The following is a 17,356-nucleotide window of genomic DNA, read 5'->3' on the forward strand; positions in this document are numbered from 1 at the left end:
ATTATTTAAAAATGTTTTTTATATAGTTCATTAAATATTGTTCTATGTATTTAAATTTATTTATTGATTGCTCTTCTTTTGTCATTATTTTATTGTATATTAATTTTCTTTTTCGTAATATGTTGATATTTGTCACGGTTAGTGAATAGCGTCTTGCTTTTCTTAAATCAATATCAAGCTGAGGGTGTATTATATTACCTGTTGATACTCCCCCTTTTCGATATTTAACGGTTTTTTCTTTAATTAATCCAATGGATTCACCATTGCTTAATATCTTCAAGTAAAAAGGATAATCTTCTAATAATCGGTATGATTCATCAAAGTAACCATATTTTGAAAATAATTCTTTTCTATAATATGTTGAGGCTCCAGAAATAATATTTCTTTTAATGGTTATGTGTCTAAGTAATTTATTATTATTTTCAAATAAGTTATAGTGTTTTTTCTGAATTAGTGGAGCATATTCTCTATCTTCATCGAATGGTACTTGTAACGATGTTGCTATTAAAGTTGATGGATTTTTTTTGAAAAATTCAACTATTTTATTTAGGCTTATTTCATTATAAAAAAAATCATCGGCTGATAAGGGAATAATGATATTTCCGGTTGCACTTTTAATCGCATTGTTAAATGATTTTACTGTTCCTAAATTATTTTTATTTATTATTATTTTAGTTATATCATATAATTTTAGGGTCTTAAGCATTTCAATTACATAGTTTACATCAAAATCGTTTGTTCCATCATCAGATATAATAACTTCTATATTATAGTTTTCTGCCTTTTGGTTTGAAATTGAAGTTAATGCATTGTTTAATAACTTCCAGTTATTATATGTTAATACAATAATTGATATATTTTCTACTATTGCCATTTGCCTGCCTTTGGTTACAGTAGTGTTAATTTTAAGGATAGGTAAGACTTCAGAAATTTTAACTTTCTTTTTATAGGTATGTTTTTATTGAAAATAGATTCTAACCATTCTTTAAAAGATAAAGTTCTAATACTTTTTAAACAAATATTTCTATATTTTATTAAGTCCTTTTTGGGTAAGGATTTCTTATTTTTTCTAAAGTGTTTTTGCATTCTAACAAAATCTATTGAGTAATGATTAAAAAACTCTGAGCGAATTTGAGCGTAAATCTGATTATTTATTAGATACTCTTTAATTGTTTTATTAGTTTTAAATACTTCAAGCCATGCCATTTTAAAGCTTAAAGTGTTTGAAGATAAGTTAGTTGTATAATAATATTTAGAATCTGTTAAGATTATTTTGTCAGATTCAAATAAAGCGATCCTTCCTAATAATTCATCAGAGTTATAACTTTCCACCTTTATATTATCGAAGGTAATAAATGCTTTTTCATATACGCTTTTTTTAAAAACACCTAGACTTGATATTTTCCAGTAACCAATAGAACTCTTTAGTGCTTCTAGTCCTGTAATAATTTTATGTTCTGTATAAATGATAAAAGGATGAGTTTCATTTTCTGTTACTTTATACACTTCAAATAAAGCAGCATTACATTTATGTTCATGTAAACATTGTATTGAGTTATAAATCGCATTACTTTCTAATTTATCATCAGCATCTAAAAGTACAATAAAATCCCCTTGTGCATGATTAAGTGCAGTTCTTCTTGCCTCAAGTATTCCTTTATTTTGTTGTGATATTAGCGTGACAAAACTATACTCTAATTGTATTTCTTTTATTATTTTATTCGTGTTATCAGTAGAACCGTCATCAACACAAATTATTTCTATATTCTTATAGGTTTGATTGTTTAATGATAAAATTGCATTTATTATGTGTTTTTCAACGTTATAACAAGGGATTAGTACACTGACTAATGGTAATGTTTTCATGCTCTTAGTAAATTTCTACTTAGTTTACGTTATTAATTTTAAATTGATTTATTGATTCAATGACATAACTAATTTGTTCATCAGTCATTACCGGATCAATCGGTAAGCTCAATACCTGCTGATGTATCTTCTCGGTCACGGGTAATGCTTCATGCTTGATTGCACGGTAACAAGCTTGTTTATGCGGCGCAATCGGATAGTGGATTACTGTTTGAATCCCTTTATCAGCCAAATATTGCTTTAGGGCACTGCGCTCTTGGGTGCGGATGACAAACAAGTGAAAAACATGTTCTTCATCTCGTTCCCAGCGAGGAAGTGTAATGTGTGGATGGTTAATTTCGGCCAGATAGCGTTTCGCAATCATTCGGCGACGAGCGGTTTCCCCATCCAGATAAGCCAGTTTTACACTTAACATGGCGGCCTGTATCTCATCTAATCGAGAGTTGACCCCTTGATACAGATTCTCATATTTGACAAGTGAGCCATAATTACGCAAAGCTTTTACCGCTGTAGCCAGTTCATCATCATTGGTGGTAATGGCACCAGCATCCCCCAGCGCTCCAAGGTTTTTTCCCGGATAGAAACTGAAGCCGCCTGCATTTCCCCAACTGCCAACACGTTTCCCCGCAATTGCAGCACCATGAGCTTGAGCACAATCCTCGAGCACCAATAATTGATGTGCTTCTGCCAATGCCATGATTTCTGTCATCGGGGCAATTTGACCATATAAGTGCACAGGTAAAATGGCTTTGGTTTTTGGCGTAATCGCTGCGGCAATCCCTTCGGCGGTCAGATTAAAGGTATGTTCATCCGGCTCAACCAATACTGGCACCAAATCATTTTCAGTGATCGCCAAAATGGAGGCAATATACGTGTTGGCCGGTACAATGATTTCATCACCACTGTGCAACTTGCCTAATTCTTTCCACGCTCTAATGGTTAATATCAACGCATCTAAACCATTCGCGACACCAATGGTATGCTTTACCCCACAATAGTCTGCAAAGGCCTGCTCAAATGTTTCCAGCTCTTTACCCATAATAAACCAACCAGAGTCAATAACTCGAGCACACGCAGATTTTAATTCATCAGCATATTGTGCATTTATTGCTTTTAAATCTAAAAAATTAATCATTTTAAATACTCAACTATTTTAGCGGGATTGCCAACAGCAACTGCATTATCGGGTACGTTTTTGGTGACAACACTGCCAGCACCAATCATACAGTTTTCACCGAGAATGATACCTGGAAGGACTGTTGCATTGGCTCCAATTGAGGCCCCTTTTTTAATAACTGTTCGCATAAACTCTTCTGGATACTGCTTTGATCTTGGGTATTTATCGTTGGTAAAAGTGACATTTGGGCCAAGGAATACGTTGTCTTCTATCGTAATTCCATCCCAAATATATACCCCAGACTTGATTGTTACGTTATCTCCAATGATTACATCATTTTCAATTAAAGTGTGAGCGCAGATATTGCAGTCCTTTCCGATGCGGGCATTTTCCAAAACAACAGAAAATTGCCAAATACGGGTGCCTTTACCTATATGGTGGCTTTGCACATCACTTAACCGGTGAATTTTCATTTTTTACAGCCCGCTTAAAATCGTCATAGTCGCGAATATAATCTGATTCATCATACACCTCACTGGCCAGTACCATTAGGACGCAGTCTTCACTGAAATCATGCATTTCCCGCCATTTCAATCCATCAATTAACAGACCTTTGGCTGGGGAATCCAGGAGTACGTCGTCAGTCCGTTGTCCGTCATCAAGCATAATTCGGCACTGACCTTTAAGACAGACCGCGACCTGTTGCAGATTTTTATGGGCATGAAATCCACGTGCGACACCCGGTTTTGTGTCAAAAATGTAATAAATGCGCTTGATGTCAAATGGGATATTTTGATATTGCTCTAGCGCAATCAAACTGCCTCTGTCATCACCATGTACATCAAAGGTTATCAACTTAATTAAGCTCATTCATTTAACTCCAGCGGGATAACATCGGTAAATGCGATCCCCTGACTGTCTTTGGTTGATAGTTGTGGTGGCGTGGATAGGGGCCAGTTAATCCCGATATCAGCATCATCCCAGCAGATCGAGACTTCACTGCTTGGATCGTAATAATCCGTACATTTATAGACAAATTCAGCCTGCTCACCGGTGACATAAAAGCCGTGGGCAAACCCGGCGGGGATCCACAATTGACGTTTGTTTTCCGCTGAAAGATAAACTCCGATCCATTGACCATAAGTCGGGGAGGTTTTACGTATGTCGACAGCCACATCAAACACCTCGCCAGACACCACTCGCACCAGTTTTCCCTGGGTATGAGCAGTCTGATAATGTAAACCACGTAAAATGCCTTGCGCAGATTTAGAATGGTTATCCTGCACAAACTGAGTTGGTTTCCCTGTCACCTGCTCTTCAAATTGTCGCTGCTGCCAGGTTTCCATAAAAAAACCCCGCTCATCACCAAACACAGCGGGCTCGATAATTTTGACGTCCGGAATCGCCGTTTCAATTACATTCATATTGATTTCTCTTATGCCTCAGATCTGAGCATTACGGCTAAAGCCTGTTGCCACTGACAAGGGCCAACGCCAAAATCTTGCTCGATTTTACGGCAATCTAATCGTGAATTGGCTGGCCGCGTGGCTGGCAGCGGATACTCCGCCGTCGTGATGGCATGGACTGTTGGGACAGTATGGAGCCGCCCTTGCTGTTGAGCGGTCTGAAATATCCAGCGCGCGAATTCATACCAGCTGCAGTAAGGGCTGCCAGCATAGTGATAAATGCCTCCGGATAGGTCCGGGCGCTGCTCCAATTGCTGCATGATGGTAATCAATGTGGCAGCAATATCTGGCGCGGCTGTCGGGCCGCCGAATTGATCTGCCACCACATTTAATTCAGTATGATGTTGAGCCAATCGCAGCATGGTGTTGACGAAATTATGACTGTGGCGGTCAAACACCCATGCCGTTCGCAGGATCACATAACGACAGTCGCTGTTGACAATTGCCTGCTCTCCGGCCAGTTTACTCTGCCCATAAACGGACTGCGGATTGACTGGGTCGTTTTCCTGATAAGGTTGTGCCTGATAACCATCAAACACATAATCCGTTGAGATATGCAGTAACAACGCATGATGCGTGGCCGCCGCTTGCGCCAGATAAGCGGGGCCATTGGCATTAATAGCAAAGGCCAAGGCTTTATCCTGCTCCGCCTTATCGACGGCAGTGTAAGCGGCGGCATTGATGATGACTGTCGGTTTGAGCGTATCCATCAAGCGCTGCACCGCTGACTGATCACTGATATCCAGTGCATCTCGGGCCAGGGCGATGACCTCAATGTGCGCATGTTGAGATAATTGTTGCACCAGACACTGCCCCACCTGCCCTTGGCAACCAGTAATCACCACCTTGATCATAATTTGGCCTTTTGCTGCTTTTCTGCCACCAAACGACATAGGTAGCGACCGTAATCATTTTTCATCATGGGTTTGGCAATTTGAAGCATGCGCTCATCACTCAGCCACCTCTGACGCCACGCGATTTCTTCTAGGCAAGCGACTTTCAGCCCTTGTACATGCTCAATGGTCTGCACAAAGGCTGATGCCTGATGCAGACTTTCATGGGTACCGGTATCCAGCCAAGCAAAGCCTCGCCCCAGTAACTCGACATTGAGGGAGCCATCTTCCAGGTAGCGTTGATTCAGGCTGGTGATTTCTAATTCACCCCGCTCAGAAGGCTGCACTTCTTTTGCCCATTGCACTACTCGGTTATCGTAAAAATACAATCCGGTGACAGCATAATCAGATTTGGGGGTAGTGGGTTTTTCTTCAATTGACACGGCTTTCATCTGCGCGTCAAATTCGACCACCCCAAAGCGCTCAGGATCTTTCACCTGATAGCCAAATACGGTGGCGCCATCAGCGCGAGCAGCGGCTCGCAGCAAGGTGTCACTGAAGCTTTGACCGTAAAAAATATTATCACCTAACACCAAGCAAACACTGTCGTCACCGATAAATTCTTCACCAATGATAAAAGCTTGCGCCAGGCCATCCGGAGAGGGTTGTACCTTGTATTCCAGTGTGATGCCATAATCTGAACCATCTCCCAGCAGACGCTGGAAACTGGCTTGATCTTCAGGTGTCGTGATAATCAGAATTTCTCGGATCCCTGCCAACATCAGCGTGGACAGTGGATAATACACCATGGGCTTATCATAAATCGGCAGCAGCTGTTTGGATGTGCCCCGCGTCAGGGGATACAGACGGGTACCGGAACCCCCGGCTAATACGATGCCTTTCATGCGCTGACTCCTTCACCCAAACGAGTTAACTGATACTCGCCTGAGATAACCCGTTGCCACCAAGGTGCATTATTCAAGTACCACAGCACGGTTTTACGGATCCCACTGTCAAAGCTTTCCTGTGGCGTCCAGCCCAGCTCAGTAGCGATTTTCCCCGCATCAATGGCATAGCGGGCATCATGACCGGGACGATCTGTCACAAAGGTGATCAGATCCCGGTATTGTGATACGCCAGTGGGTTTTTGCGGAGCCAACTCTTCCAGCAGATCACAAATGGTCTCTACCACATCAATATTGCGTTTCTCATTGTGGCCACCAATGTTGTAAGTCTCACCGATCTCACCTTGCGTCACCACCTGATACAGTGCCCGGGCATGATCTTCGACATATAACCAATCACGAATTTGGCTGCCATTGCCGTAGACAGGCAATGGTTTACCTGCCAAGGCATTCAGGATCACATGGGGAATAAGTTTCTCCGGAAAGTGATAAGGGCCATAGTTATTTGAGCAGTTGGTAACCAGTACCGGCAACCCATAGGTGCGACCCCAGGCTCGCACTAGGTGATCAGAGCCGGCTTTGGAGGCGGAATAGGGGCTGCTGGGGGCATAAGACGTCTGCTCCGTAAAGAGATCGTCTGTGCCCTCTAAATCACCATACACTTCGTCGGTGGAGATATGGTGAAAACGGAACGCCGCCTGTTGCTCAGCGTTTAGCCCCAGCCAATAGTGGCGAGCTGCTTCCAGCAAGTTAAAGGTGCCAACCAGATTAGTTTGAATAAACGCATCTGGTCCATCAATGGAACGATCGACGTGAGACTCGGCGGCCAGATGCATGACGGCATCAGGTTGATGTTCAGCAAAGACGCGCATTAAGGCGGCTTTATCACAGATATCAACCTGCTCAAAACGATATCGCGGAGAGTCTGAAACTGTCAGTAGCGACTCCAAGTTGCCGGCATAAGTCAGCTTATCCAGATTGACGACACTGTCTTGTGTGTGCTCAATAATATGCCGCACTACGGCACTGCCAATAAAACCGGCACCGCCGGTAACTAAAATTTTCATGTGATTTTGCCTGATTGAAATCTTCTCAAAATATATGTCACTGATATTAATCAGTTTTTGTTGTGTTCCAGTAGCCACAGACCAACATACTTATTGAAATTCACCTGGGCATAGGTCATTGCGACAATAAAACCAATTTTGCCATCGAGAAAACCGCGACGAAGAATATAAATGTGGAAAAAAGTCCAAAAGCCCCGTAACAGCGCCAGAAATAGGCCGTGTGATTTTTTGCCCTTGCGGTGATATTTTTGTGAGCCAAGCCAAGCATAGTGAGAGGCTTTGTATAATCCATGGCCATAATCCCTGTGGGTATAATGCAGCAGTAGACCGTCCAATTTGCCAGTATCTCCTGTTGCAGGAATCACGGTTTCGTGTACTTCATCTAGGGTAAAACGGGCGCCATCCCGTTTAAATAGCCGTAATACACTGCGGGCACTGCGGCCATATTTCAGGGTTTTGCCGTATAGCGTGACGCCCCAAGGTAGCCTGAATGCGGTTTCTGAGATGTTTGCTTGGGAAAGCAGATTTGTTAGAGCATCACACATCTTAGGGTCTAATGCTTCATCCGCATCAATAGACAATACCCAGTCGCATGTGGCGCGATCTAATGCCCGCTGTTTCTGTTTACCAAAGCCGGGCCAATCGGTGATTTCAACTTTATCTGTGTATCGACGACAGATATCAACAGTCTTATCTGTTGAACCACTGTCCAGAACAATAATCTCATCGGCAATCTGTTTAACGGACTCCAGACAGGTTGCGACCCTATCGGCTTCATTTTTAGTGATCAGAATGACTGAAAGAGAATGTTTTTTCATCTATTGGACCGTGATTCAATGGCAGAAAATATGTGCCGGGAAAATGTGTCGGAATTATACAGAAGGCTCTCACTGATGCCACGTGTACAAGTGATAGTTTTAATAGCCTACCATGTCCAGTGATGGAGCTTTTTGCGCATTTTAAATTCACGGATACAGTTAAGTGGTTTAGGTTTTAAATGTTGTCGTCCGGAGGTAATTAACTGATTAGTTGCAGCTAATACCCGTTGACTGGATAACCCATCATGGTAAGGATGAATTTGTTCACTATAGTTAGCAATCGCCTCCATTAGGGAGGTTGGCCGAGTTAATGCGTATTCAAGTGCCTGTTCAATATCCTCTGGTTGGGTAATATTCAGCAGCCAATCATTAGGAGATTGATTTTTAAAGGTAACCACAGGCTTTTGTTGCAATAAGAACATTAATAGAATTGATGAGGTATCACATAGCATCACATCGGCTGCTTGCAGCAATGGTAGGACATTGTCCGTTTCAATAAAACGTAAGTTAGGACCCTGTATGGTTTTATAGAGTTCTACCGTTTCTTTGGCCATTTTGGGATGAAATTGTACTAGCCAGCGCCATTTTCCAGTTTCTGCCAGTTGTTTGACTTGATTGAAAATATGGGGCGCACAGGTGAGATTGCGCGAAAAGGTAGAGCACAGCAATACAGTTTTGCGCTGATCTTGTGTATCAATATATGGGTTATTTAATGTCGGGCTAAATAGTGGATCCAGTGCTGGCCAACCGGTTTGTACAACATCAAAGAAACCATATTGTCTGGCAAGTTCTTGAAATTTTACTGTGGTATCGGGCCCCTGAGTACAGTAGAGGTCGAAGCAGCCTCGGATTTCAAAGTGATCTTCCCGACCACGCCGATTGATTTTCCCCGCATTAAAACCATGAAATACACCAATTTTAATGCCTGGAATAAAGCGAGGTACGACATTTCCGGGAACGAATACGGCGTCAGGTTGCCAGTTTTTGATTTGGGCAATATTAGTCAGCTGGATTTCATTATCTGCAAGGTATTCAGGAGAGGCCTCTGTTCCTTCCAAAAACCAGCGCACCTCTCCTCCCTGCTTTAGGATGGTTTGCTGCAGGGGTCTTAATATCGCAAATGCATAATTTTGCGATATATACATTAGGTATTTCTTTGACATGACTCATTAGGACTAGCTGATTTTTCTGCTGTTATTTTACTCTAACACCAGAGTGGGGCACAGGGGGGGAGAGTCACTTTTATTGCATCTTCGATAAGATATTGATGTCTATTAAGGAAAAATATTGTCACGGTAGCTTGTTAAAAATAAGTAGTTTATTTTTGTAATTCTTCTAACTCATAGAGTTTAGCTTCTTTGATAAATGCATAATATGCTTCCATTACGGACAGGATAAATCCCCTTTTCCCGGAAAAAATTTTACGTTGTAACAAATATTCTTTAAAAAATATTAGCGGAAAAATAATAAGCAGTTTGAGGCTTGAATGCAGTTTATGTTGATGGTGTTTTTCTTGGGCTTTTAGCGAGGAGTAAGTATTGTTTTTGGTCGTTATTGCTGAGATAGAATCATAGCCGTAGTGCGTAAATGTTTGATTTAAAAATATTTCTTTTCCATTAACGCTGGCGCTTTCATGGGCGAATTTTTTATCATCAAAATATGATTTTGAACGCTTATAAAATCTATGGTTATTGGCTTTTTTACTCCAGGCAGATAATGGTTTATTGATAAAAATGTCATCCCGCCACATGCGAACACAATCAGCACAATCATCCAATATGACTTGTTGTAATGCGTGAACAATGTTGGGAGAAATTGCCTCATCACCATCTAAATTGAGTACCCATTCATGCTGGCAAAGCGACATGGCATATTGCTTTTGCTTGGCATATCCCATCCAGTCATGATGATATACTTTGGCGCCAAATTGCTTGGCAATCTCAATGGTGCTATCCGTGCTGCCAGAATCGACCACAATAATTTCATCCATATATTGAACACTACTCAGTGTTTTGGCCAGATGACGAGCTTCATTTTGCGTGATAATGAAGACACTGACAGGCAGTTTAGATGTTCCGTCAGTCAGTTTTTTTTGTGTGGATAAGTGTTGTTTTTTCATCTGGCTTATTGGGTATCTGCCTGATTGGTGCTTAATATGCGGATATCGGCTTACTGGTGCATATTATTCTTTAGTAGGGATGATAACGTTGCAGAGAATAATACACCAGTTAAACCGCAATTGTATCAAGGCTCTATTTAATCTGAAACCCTGAAAAGACTTATTCTCATTGGATAATTTAAACGAATAATGCCAGAGCTTTTATTGTTGGAATATTAAACAAATGACTTTAGGAAAATTTAAAATCTTTGTAATCAATCTCGAGTCCAGTTCGGACCGGTTAGCTGAGATAAGTCAGCAATGTGCATTATTGGGATTAACATTTGAACGCGTCCCCGCAGTGCGAGGCTCAGAATTATCGGTCTCGGAAAAGCGGCGTTGCTACGATCCTCAGCTCAATCATAAACGTTACTACAAACAATTAAATGATGGTGAAATTGGTTGTTATCTCAGTCATATGGCCTGTTGGCAGTATATTGTGACTGAGCAGTTGGATTTTGCTTTGATACTGGAAGATGACGCTGTTTTACGCTCCCAACTGCCTGAATTTATTACTGCTGTTGCTGGTCTAGAATTTGACTGGGATTACATTAAGCTATCTCATGGCAGTCGGAAAAAAAAATTATTACAACAAGTTGATATTGGTGAAGCAATATCATTGGGGTTTTGTCTTAAGTTGCCCTCCACCACGACAGGGCAGTTTGTGAGTTTTAGTGGTGCGCAAAAGTTATTACAGACAGCTTTGCCCATCTCAAGGCCAGTCGATATTGATATTCAATATTGGTATGAAAAAAATCTGCAGTGTTTGGTTGCCCGGCCCTTTCCTGTTGGCAATGGTGATTTTGGTAGTGAAATTAACAAACAATCTTCAACCCGAACCCAAAGTGGCCAGAGGTTGAAGCGTATATGGCATAAATGCTGTTATGAATTTTGGCTTAGAGTTTACCGCGGTCGAATTGGAAAGTTACCTAAAAAATTGCTTTAGTCGCGGGTGATTCCCCCTCTGAGCCAACCGATTTTATCTAACTAGGTTAGAGCTTATGACTGATGGCTCATTGGGTTCAATTGATATTTTGTTTGTGTATTTTTATAACCTTACTTATGTCGTTTGCTATGTTTGATGGAAAATTTAAGTCGGCTAAAAGGGAGTTTAACCAGTCGTTTCCAACCAAGTTGTGTAAAGAGTTTTAGTTTTGGGGCGACAAAATTAGTATCGCAGTAACGCTGATATAGGCATTGCCAGTCTAAATAACTCATCTCATTGGGACGTTTTTGTTTGGCAATAAAGCGGGGGATCAACCCTAGGCCAATTTGCTCAGGCTCCATTACCACAAAATTAGATGCCATAAACCGATCCCAGTACTCCACCATAGCAGCGTTTTGCTGATGTCTGTGCTCCAGATAGGGAACCTGTTTATCCAGTTGTTGTAGCCAAGCATTGCAATAGATTTGCTCTGCATGGGGAATGATATAGGGGTAACCTCGGTATTGGGGTCTGCCACTTTGACTCGGGTTAAAAACCAGATCATCAAATAATGGAATCCCCCAAATTTTGAGTAAATCTTCTGTCCGGCCAAAATGAAAGAAATCGCTGGGTAACATTACGACACGATGCCCATCAGCGTATTTACGAAAATAACTGGTATTGACGACTACTCGCTCGGTAAACAGGCTGTCAGCTTGATTTCTAACGGGATAGGCTTGCTGTGCTGTTACAAATTCATTACCAGTAAGGTAGTTATCTGAACGCAGTTTGATGGCATAAGGGGTACGGGCCTGTCGAAGCCCTGCTGCTGTGGAGAGCAATTGCCGGTTAAAATTTAGTTTTCCCGGTTTTCCATGCTGATCATATGCTGCAATAGTACCGCCTGGGTCTTTATTTAACAGTAGGATATCCGGCTCTAAGCCTGAACAGTCTTGTCCTTCCCATGTGGATAAAATAATGGTGGCACCAGGGAGATGGGTGCGGATACTTTGCAGGCATTGGTGGGTGATCCCTGCTTGCTGATCTCGCCCTTGATAGGCCTGAACCGGCCCCTGTACGATAACACTGATATCTTTAAAATCGATGCTCATAGCGTAATTAAATCTTAATAGCAGAACTGATCATGGTGCGTAATATATTCATAGCTGCATAGAATATAGATTCAAGCAGCAGTACCGTACTCATCTGGAAGCAGAACGGTTGATACTGCTATGTGTTGCGAAAATCCTTTACTGTTGCAGAAATGTCAGATATTCATCGGGCACACCGCAGAAGATCACTTCCTGCCTTGTTATGGTGTGATAGCGTATATCTCGGCCCTGTTGGATTAATTGGTTATACAAGGGGGCGATATAGAGTTCCTGCTGTTGCCATTGCGTTGCAGGTTTTGCTGCTTCCAGAGTAAAAGCCGTGATGAAATCACCGGCCTGTTTAAAATAATATAATCCCGTGCTACACAAATTGGAGATAGGATTTTTCTCTGCTGTTTCTATCACTTTGTCACTGTCTGGTGTTGCGGGTTTTGCATACGACCAGTTACTGCCCTCACCGATAAATACTTCCAAATAGCCATCACATTGCGTTTTGATTGTTGGATAACGGAAGTTAGGGCGAAAAGTATCGATATTGAAAATGGTCAGCGGTGTTGTTGTTGGCAGTTGAGATACACCTAGATAAACGGTTTCAGCTTGTCCCCGGGTTTCTTGTTCCAATATTTTGATAGTAAAATTTTTTATGCCCAGCACTTCACAACGCTGTTTGACAAACTCAGGAGTGCCATAGACATCGCGGACAATAAATAAGAAAGGTTCACTGCTGAAGTAAGCACTGAAACTGAGTACTGCATGATCAAACAAGGGGCGGTTATGGCCCGGTAGCATATATTTAGGCTGCTGATAGCCTGCTTTAAAAAATCGGGAACTGAGTCCCGCCATAGGTATTACGATCATTATCAATATCCTATTTGCTGCTTGAGTTCGTCGAATAAGCGGTAGGCATTGCCAATAAAGGCAAGCTGCCGGTCCGGCCTATCACTGTGTAACGGCAGCATGGAAATAAACAGTTGGATCTGCATGGCATACAGTTGGGATTCAGTCACATTGAACTGGCTGTACATCATGTCGGTAAATAAACGCATAATTTCCTGCCTGCGAGGAGTGACAGCGAGATTAAATGTTAACTGTTGCGGTTGTTGCAGTTCAGCCTGGAAATAACCAGCAATGATGGCGTCATATAATCCAATTACCGAGTGAGCCAGTTTGGCAATATCGTACAGGCTATTGCCATAAATGCAGCGATGGTTATTAGCATCAATGCCGCGAGGATCGATCACTTTGATATTGCAGGTGCGAAAGTCATAGAGAATATTACTGAAACAAAAGTCCCCATGTAACAAGTTCATGCTGTGGTTGTCTGCTGGCAGATATGCTAATGATAATGCAGCTAAGGCTTGCAGTGATGGCTGCTCTACACCATTAATGATAAGCGGCTTATTGGTATCAAAAGGTGCTGACTGATGAAATTCTTGCAATCTTTGTCGCGTTTTCCCTGCAAACAGTGCTTGCAGCGTAGCCTGAGCAGGAGCCTGATATGTTTTTGCCGCATGGAGAAATTGACAGCATGCTCGTAGAATTTTTTTCCAGGCAAAAGCTGGGAGTTGGCTGAAAACGTACAGTTCATTCAATGCCGTTAAATGCAAGTATTCGATACTATAGCTAAATTGCTGTTCACTCTCTTGGCTTTGCAGTAATTGCGGAATATAGACATGCATTGGACCTGGCAGGGTTTGGTACCAATTTGCTTCTGCTGCTAATTTGAATTTTTTGTGGCTGGTTTTACAAACGACCTGTCCGGTAATTTGCATGGCATTAAATGCCCTTTGGGTGGTCATTCTACTTTTTGATTGATAGTAGGTGTGACTGTGGCCAAAATCATACCAATCTTGCAGTAAAAAGGGGGCTAACCCTAACTCTTGGATATAGCCGTTCAAACCGCTAATAAAATCCCATTTGGCCTGGGTAATATGACGAATTAGCGTTTTTGGGGCTGAGAAGCTGAAAAAACCATTGGAGATAAGATCGCTTTTTGGCGCTTGGTCGGCTTGAAAGCGCTGCAATAAACCACTGTGTTGATCGTATTCAGCCCAATCATAATTATCTTCTACTGTGCTGAGACCGAGCAGATCCGTTGCTTGGGGCAACTCTTTGAATAGCGTATCGCCGTGAAGTATAAATAATGGTTCTGTTGGATTGAATTCTACCAGATTCAGCGCATAGACAATGGATTCACCTAATGTCAGATGGCTGGGCAAATAAAGCAGTTCCACCCCGGCGGCCATCAATACTTGGCGATCGTAAGGGCCTGGGATGAAGTCTTCTGGCAGCGTCATCAATATCCGCTTACCGGGAGGGATCAACCGTAACTGGTGATGAAATAGCCGCTGGTTTCCCACAGGTAAAAAACTGGGTGGGAGTGGGCCGAACTCGGATTGTAGCTCAGAAGCTATCAGGGCTGCAGATGTGATTAGATACATGTTTTATCTTCGGCGATCAGTTGTTCGATTTCTGCTTGGCTTAGGCGGGCAAATTCTGCCGGTCTGACGGCGCGATCGTCGATATAAAATCCTTCATGACCACACCAAGGTTTACCCACCAAAATTTCGTCGTATGGCACCTGATGTTTATCCAGCCATTGGGTAATGATGGGCAGGGTATGAATGTTGATTTTGCCTACATTGCCATTAAAGGTGCGCATATTACGGGCAGTCGCAATGACAATTTCAAAGCCCTGATCATGGTATTGTTGTAATTTAGCTATCACATCCAGCCTAGGAGATACTTGGCTGTAATCTGTGGTATCAGCCTGGGTCAGGGTGCCGTCAAGATCTACGATGAGTCGTTTCATATCTGTCGTTTGTATCAAGAATCTGCTCGCTATTTTACAGGTATTGCTGGTTTGTAACCAATTGCAATAGTCAGAAAATATGCGCTCAGGGGCGGATTTGACAGGCAGAAACATTCACAATTGGGGCTTGCCAAGGTAGGATCTCATCTTCATCAATTAGTTATAAAATGGATATCCCATGCATACCCGCGCAATTTATCCCGGAACTTTTGATCCGGTTACCAATGGTCATGCCGATCTGATTGAGCGGGCTGCCCGCATGTTTAATACTCTGTTAATTGGGGTCGCTGCCAGTCCCTCCAAGCAACCGAAATTTTCACTCGCAGAGCGGGTGGCGCTAGTGGAGCAGGTTACGGCTCACCTTAATAATGTTGAGGTGGTCGGTTTCAGCGGTTTGCTGGTGGACTTTGCTAAGCAGCAACAGGCAGGGATTTTGGTACGGGGCTTACGGGCCGTATCTGATTTTGAATATGAATTTCAGTTAGCCAATATGAATCGCCGACTCAGTCCAGGATTAGAGAGCGTGTTTTTAACACCTGCTGAAGAGAATTCCTTTATCTCATCTACCTTGGTCAAAGAGGTCGCGCTGCATGGCGGTGATATCAGCCAGTTTTGCCATCCAGAAGTCAGCAAGGCTTTATTGGCATCGTTGAATAAATAAAAGGTTTACAGGACGTGACGAAATTTTCCCGTGTAGTTATTTGGGGTTGTGCAGCATTTTTATTGCTTGTCGGAATGGGTCGGGTGAGTGCAGCGCCTTGGGTGGATACATCTGATATCTATTTGCGCGCAGATATTCAGGCATTGGCTGATGCCGGGGTGATTACCGTACCAGTAAATACTTATCCGCTCATGTGGGCTGGTATTGGTAAAGATCTCGCCAATGCTGAACCAGGAGCGCTTTCTCCTGCATTGATGCAAGCATACGAACGGGTCAATTTTTATTATCGAAATGCGGTACAAAACCGCGGTAATACACACATTAAAGCCTCGCTTGCGAGTGATCCGGCTCGGTTTCAGCATTTTGGTGCAGATTACCGTGAAAAAGGCCAACTAAGCACTTCTTATGAGTACCTCGGTGAGCGGTTTGCGTTTAAATCCGGAGGCTCTCTGAATTACGATCCAGTTGATGGTGAAAAATATCACCTCGATGATACCTATCTTGCAGGGGTATTTGGCAATTGGGTGGTGACCGGAGGCACTTTACCCATGTGGTGGGGGCCAGGCTTTGATACCGGCTTAATTAAATCTACAAATGCTCGACCAATGCCATCTATTATGCTCAGTCGCAATGACAGCCATGGTTTTGAAACGCCTTGGTTATCCTGGATAGGTCCTTGGACCTTAACCGCGGGCCTGAGTATGTTTGAAAAAGAGCGTTATGCGCCCCATGCGCTGCTATGGAATATGCGCGCGACTATCAGGCCATTTAAACAATTAGAAATAGGCGGTTCCTGGACCACACAATTTTGTGGTGAAGGGCAGGAATGTGGCGCGGATATTTTCTTTAAGGCACTGGCTGGGCAGCGAGATTGCCGCGCAGATGATGGTTCTATTGGCTGTACCGGTTATGGTAATCAGATGGCTGGTTTTGATGTTCGTTACAGTGACACTCTCGCTAATATTCCTTTTGGCTTGTATGTCGAAAAAACATGCGAAGACTCCATGGGACCCTATCCTTGGAATATTACCGACTGTGGTTATTTATGGGGCGCCGATACTCGTTTTGGGACGCAAACAGAGCAATATAAGCTGTTTATAGAATACACCAATACGATGGTTGCCTGTAATGGCGGAGATAAAAACAGTTTTAACTGCTTTTATGAGCATAATACCTATAAGAGTGGAAGCCGTTATTATGGTCGAAGTCTTGGCTCAACTTATGATTCTGATGCCAAGGTTATTGTATTGGGATTGATCGGTCAGTATCAAAATAGCCATGGATTAAAAGCTTTTTTGCGTTATGCCGAGTTGAATAAGGATGGTAATAGTCCACAACAGGATGGTTGGACATCGATTGTGCCAAAAGAAGATTTACTGATGTTGGAGTTAAGTTATCGCTTGCCAATATGGCATGGCATGCTGAGTTTTGGTGGTACAGTCTCCCACTCTAAATTTGAGCAAACCAATACCTCAGATAATCACGGCACGGTATTTAGCAGTTTTGAGTACCGTTTTTAACCGTATTGCCAGATGTGTAGTGCTTAACATAATCAAATGAGGGGGAGCTATTTGCTCCCCTTTAAATTATGCGGCTCTCTTTTTTAATCCAGAATA

General features: G+C 42.5%; 19 protein-coding genes. 3 read left to right on the forward strand and 16 right to left on the reverse strand.

What is annotated here, in order from left to right; all coding sequences use genetic code 11:
* Position 1 precedes the first annotated feature (1 nt).
* The 12 genes from NFHSH190041_RS01135 to NFHSH190041_RS01190 all read right to left on the reverse strand — a co-directional run bounded on the left by NFHSH190041_RS01135 (position 2) and on the right by NFHSH190041_RS01190 (position 10,191).
* Positions 2–874 (reverse strand): glycosyltransferase, encoded by an 873-nt coding sequence (locus NFHSH190041_RS01135; RefSeq protein WP_261923499.1) that lies wholly within the window; start codon positions 872–874, stop codon positions 2–4.
* 14 nt (positions 875–888) lie between these two features.
* Positions 889–1,866: a glycosyltransferase family 2 protein gene (locus tag NFHSH190041_RS01140; RefSeq protein WP_261923500.1), complete on the reverse strand. Its 978-nt coding sequence runs from the start codon at positions 1,864–1,866 to the stop codon at positions 889–891.
* A 19-nt stretch (positions 1,867–1,885) separates the two neighbouring features.
* Positions 1,886–3,001, reverse strand: coding sequence for a DegT/DnrJ/EryC1/StrS family aminotransferase (locus NFHSH190041_RS01145; RefSeq protein ID WP_261923501.1), 1,116 nt, complete (start codon positions 2,999–3,001; stop codon positions 1,886–1,888).
* On the reverse strand, positions 2,998–3,456 hold the full coding sequence (locus NFHSH190041_RS01150; RefSeq protein WP_261923502.1) for an acyltransferase: 459 nt from the start codon (positions 3,454–3,456) through the stop codon (positions 2,998–3,000). The genes NFHSH190041_RS01145 and NFHSH190041_RS01150 overlap by 4 nt, the downstream gene beginning before the upstream one ends.
* Positions 3,434–3,853 (reverse strand): sugar 3,4-ketoisomerase, encoded by a 420-nt coding sequence (locus NFHSH190041_RS01155; protein WP_261923503.1) that lies wholly within the window; start codon positions 3,851–3,853, stop codon positions 3,434–3,436. Before NFHSH190041_RS01155 ends, NFHSH190041_RS01150 begins: the two co-directional genes overlap by 23 nt.
* Entirely contained in the window at positions 3,850–4,407 is a 558-nt protein-coding gene (gene rfbC / locus NFHSH190041_RS01160) for a dTDP-4-dehydrorhamnose 3,5-epimerase (RefSeq protein WP_261923504.1), read from the reverse strand. The genes NFHSH190041_RS01155 and rfbC overlap by 4 nt, the downstream gene beginning before the upstream one ends.
* Before the next feature lie 11 nt (positions 4,408–4,418).
* Entirely contained in the window at positions 4,419–5,303 is an 885-nt protein-coding gene (gene rfbD / locus NFHSH190041_RS01165) for a dTDP-4-dehydrorhamnose reductase (RefSeq protein WP_315972959.1), read from the reverse strand.
* Positions 5,300–6,187, reverse strand: coding sequence for a glucose-1-phosphate thymidylyltransferase RfbA (rfbA, locus tag NFHSH190041_RS01170; RefSeq protein ID WP_261923505.1), 888 nt, complete (start codon positions 6,185–6,187; stop codon positions 5,300–5,302). The genes rfbD and rfbA overlap by 4 nt, the downstream gene beginning before the upstream one ends.
* Positions 6,184–7,254, reverse strand: a complete 1,071-nt coding sequence (gene rfbB / locus NFHSH190041_RS01175; RefSeq protein WP_261923506.1) for a dTDP-glucose 4,6-dehydratase — start codon at positions 7,252–7,254, stop codon at positions 6,184–6,186. The genes rfbA and rfbB overlap by 4 nt, the downstream gene beginning before the upstream one ends.
* 50 nt (positions 7,255–7,304) lie before the next feature.
* Positions 7,305–8,072: a glycosyltransferase family 2 protein gene (locus tag NFHSH190041_RS01180; RefSeq protein WP_261923507.1), complete on the reverse strand. Its 768-nt coding sequence runs from the start codon at positions 8,070–8,072 to the stop codon at positions 7,305–7,307.
* 107 nt (positions 8,073–8,179) lie between these two features.
* Positions 8,180–9,235 carry a CDP-glycerol--glycerophosphate glycerophosphotransferase gene (locus tag NFHSH190041_RS01185; RefSeq protein ID WP_261923508.1) on the reverse strand — a complete coding sequence of 352 codons (1,056 nt, stop codon included), beginning with the start codon at positions 9,233–9,235 and terminating at the stop codon, positions 8,180–8,182.
* Positions 9,236–9,390: 155 nt separating this feature from the next.
* Positions 9,391–10,191: a glycosyltransferase family 2 protein gene (locus NFHSH190041_RS01190; RefSeq protein ID WP_261923509.1), complete on the reverse strand. Its 801-nt coding sequence runs from the start codon at positions 10,189–10,191 to the stop codon at positions 9,391–9,393.
* 223 nt (positions 10,192–10,414) lie between these two features.
* On the opposite strand from NFHSH190041_RS01190, the gene NFHSH190041_RS01195 reads away from it, so the two are divergent.
* Positions 10,415–11,176 (forward strand): glycosyltransferase family 25 protein, encoded by a 762-nt coding sequence (locus tag NFHSH190041_RS01195; protein WP_261923510.1) that lies wholly within the window; start codon positions 10,415–10,417, stop codon positions 11,174–11,176.
* Between the two features lie 110 nt (positions 11,177–11,286).
* Here the strand turns inward: NFHSH190041_RS01195 and NFHSH190041_RS01200 are convergent, their stop codons facing one another.
* From NFHSH190041_RS01200 to NFHSH190041_RS01215, 4 genes are all read right to left on the reverse strand, one after another.
* Positions 11,287–12,267 carry a WavE lipopolysaccharide synthesis family protein gene (locus tag NFHSH190041_RS01200; protein ID WP_261923511.1) on the reverse strand — a complete coding sequence of 327 codons (981 nt, stop codon included), beginning with the start codon at positions 12,265–12,267 and terminating at the stop codon, positions 11,287–11,289.
* 138 nt (positions 12,268–12,405) lie between these two features.
* Positions 12,406–13,125, reverse strand: coding sequence for a glycosyltransferase family 2 protein (locus NFHSH190041_RS01205; protein ID WP_261923512.1), 720 nt, complete (start codon positions 13,123–13,125; stop codon positions 12,406–12,408).
* A gap of 2 nt (positions 13,126–13,127) precedes the next feature.
* Positions 13,128–14,708 carry a capsular biosynthesis protein gene (locus tag NFHSH190041_RS01210; protein ID WP_261923513.1) on the reverse strand — a complete coding sequence of 527 codons (1,581 nt, stop codon included), beginning with the start codon at positions 14,706–14,708 and terminating at the stop codon, positions 13,128–13,130.
* A complete protein-coding gene (locus NFHSH190041_RS01215) occupies positions 14,699–15,079 on the reverse strand; it encodes an HAD-IIIC family phosphatase (protein WP_261923514.1) in 381 nt (126 codons plus the stop codon). Before NFHSH190041_RS01215 ends, NFHSH190041_RS01210 begins: the two co-directional genes overlap by 10 nt.
* A gap of 178 nt (positions 15,080–15,257) precedes the next feature.
* On the opposite strand from NFHSH190041_RS01215, the gene coaD reads away from it, so the two are divergent.
* Both coaD and NFHSH190041_RS01225 read left to right on the forward strand, forming a co-directional pair.
* A complete protein-coding gene (coaD, locus tag NFHSH190041_RS01220) occupies positions 15,258–15,740 on the forward strand; it encodes a pantetheine-phosphate adenylyltransferase (RefSeq protein ID WP_261923515.1) in 483 nt (160 codons plus the stop codon).
* A 74-nt stretch (positions 15,741–15,814) separates the two neighbouring features.
* A complete protein-coding gene (locus NFHSH190041_RS01225; protein WP_261925002.1) occupies positions 15,815–17,260 on the forward strand; it encodes a capsule assembly Wzi family protein in 1,446 nt (481 codons plus the stop codon).
* The last annotated feature ends 96 nt before the right edge of the window (positions 17,261–17,356 follow it).

Source organism: Shewanella sp. NFH-SH190041, from assembly GCF_024363255.1.
Lineage (GTDB): Bacteria > Pseudomonadota > Gammaproteobacteria > Enterobacterales > Shewanellaceae > Shewanella.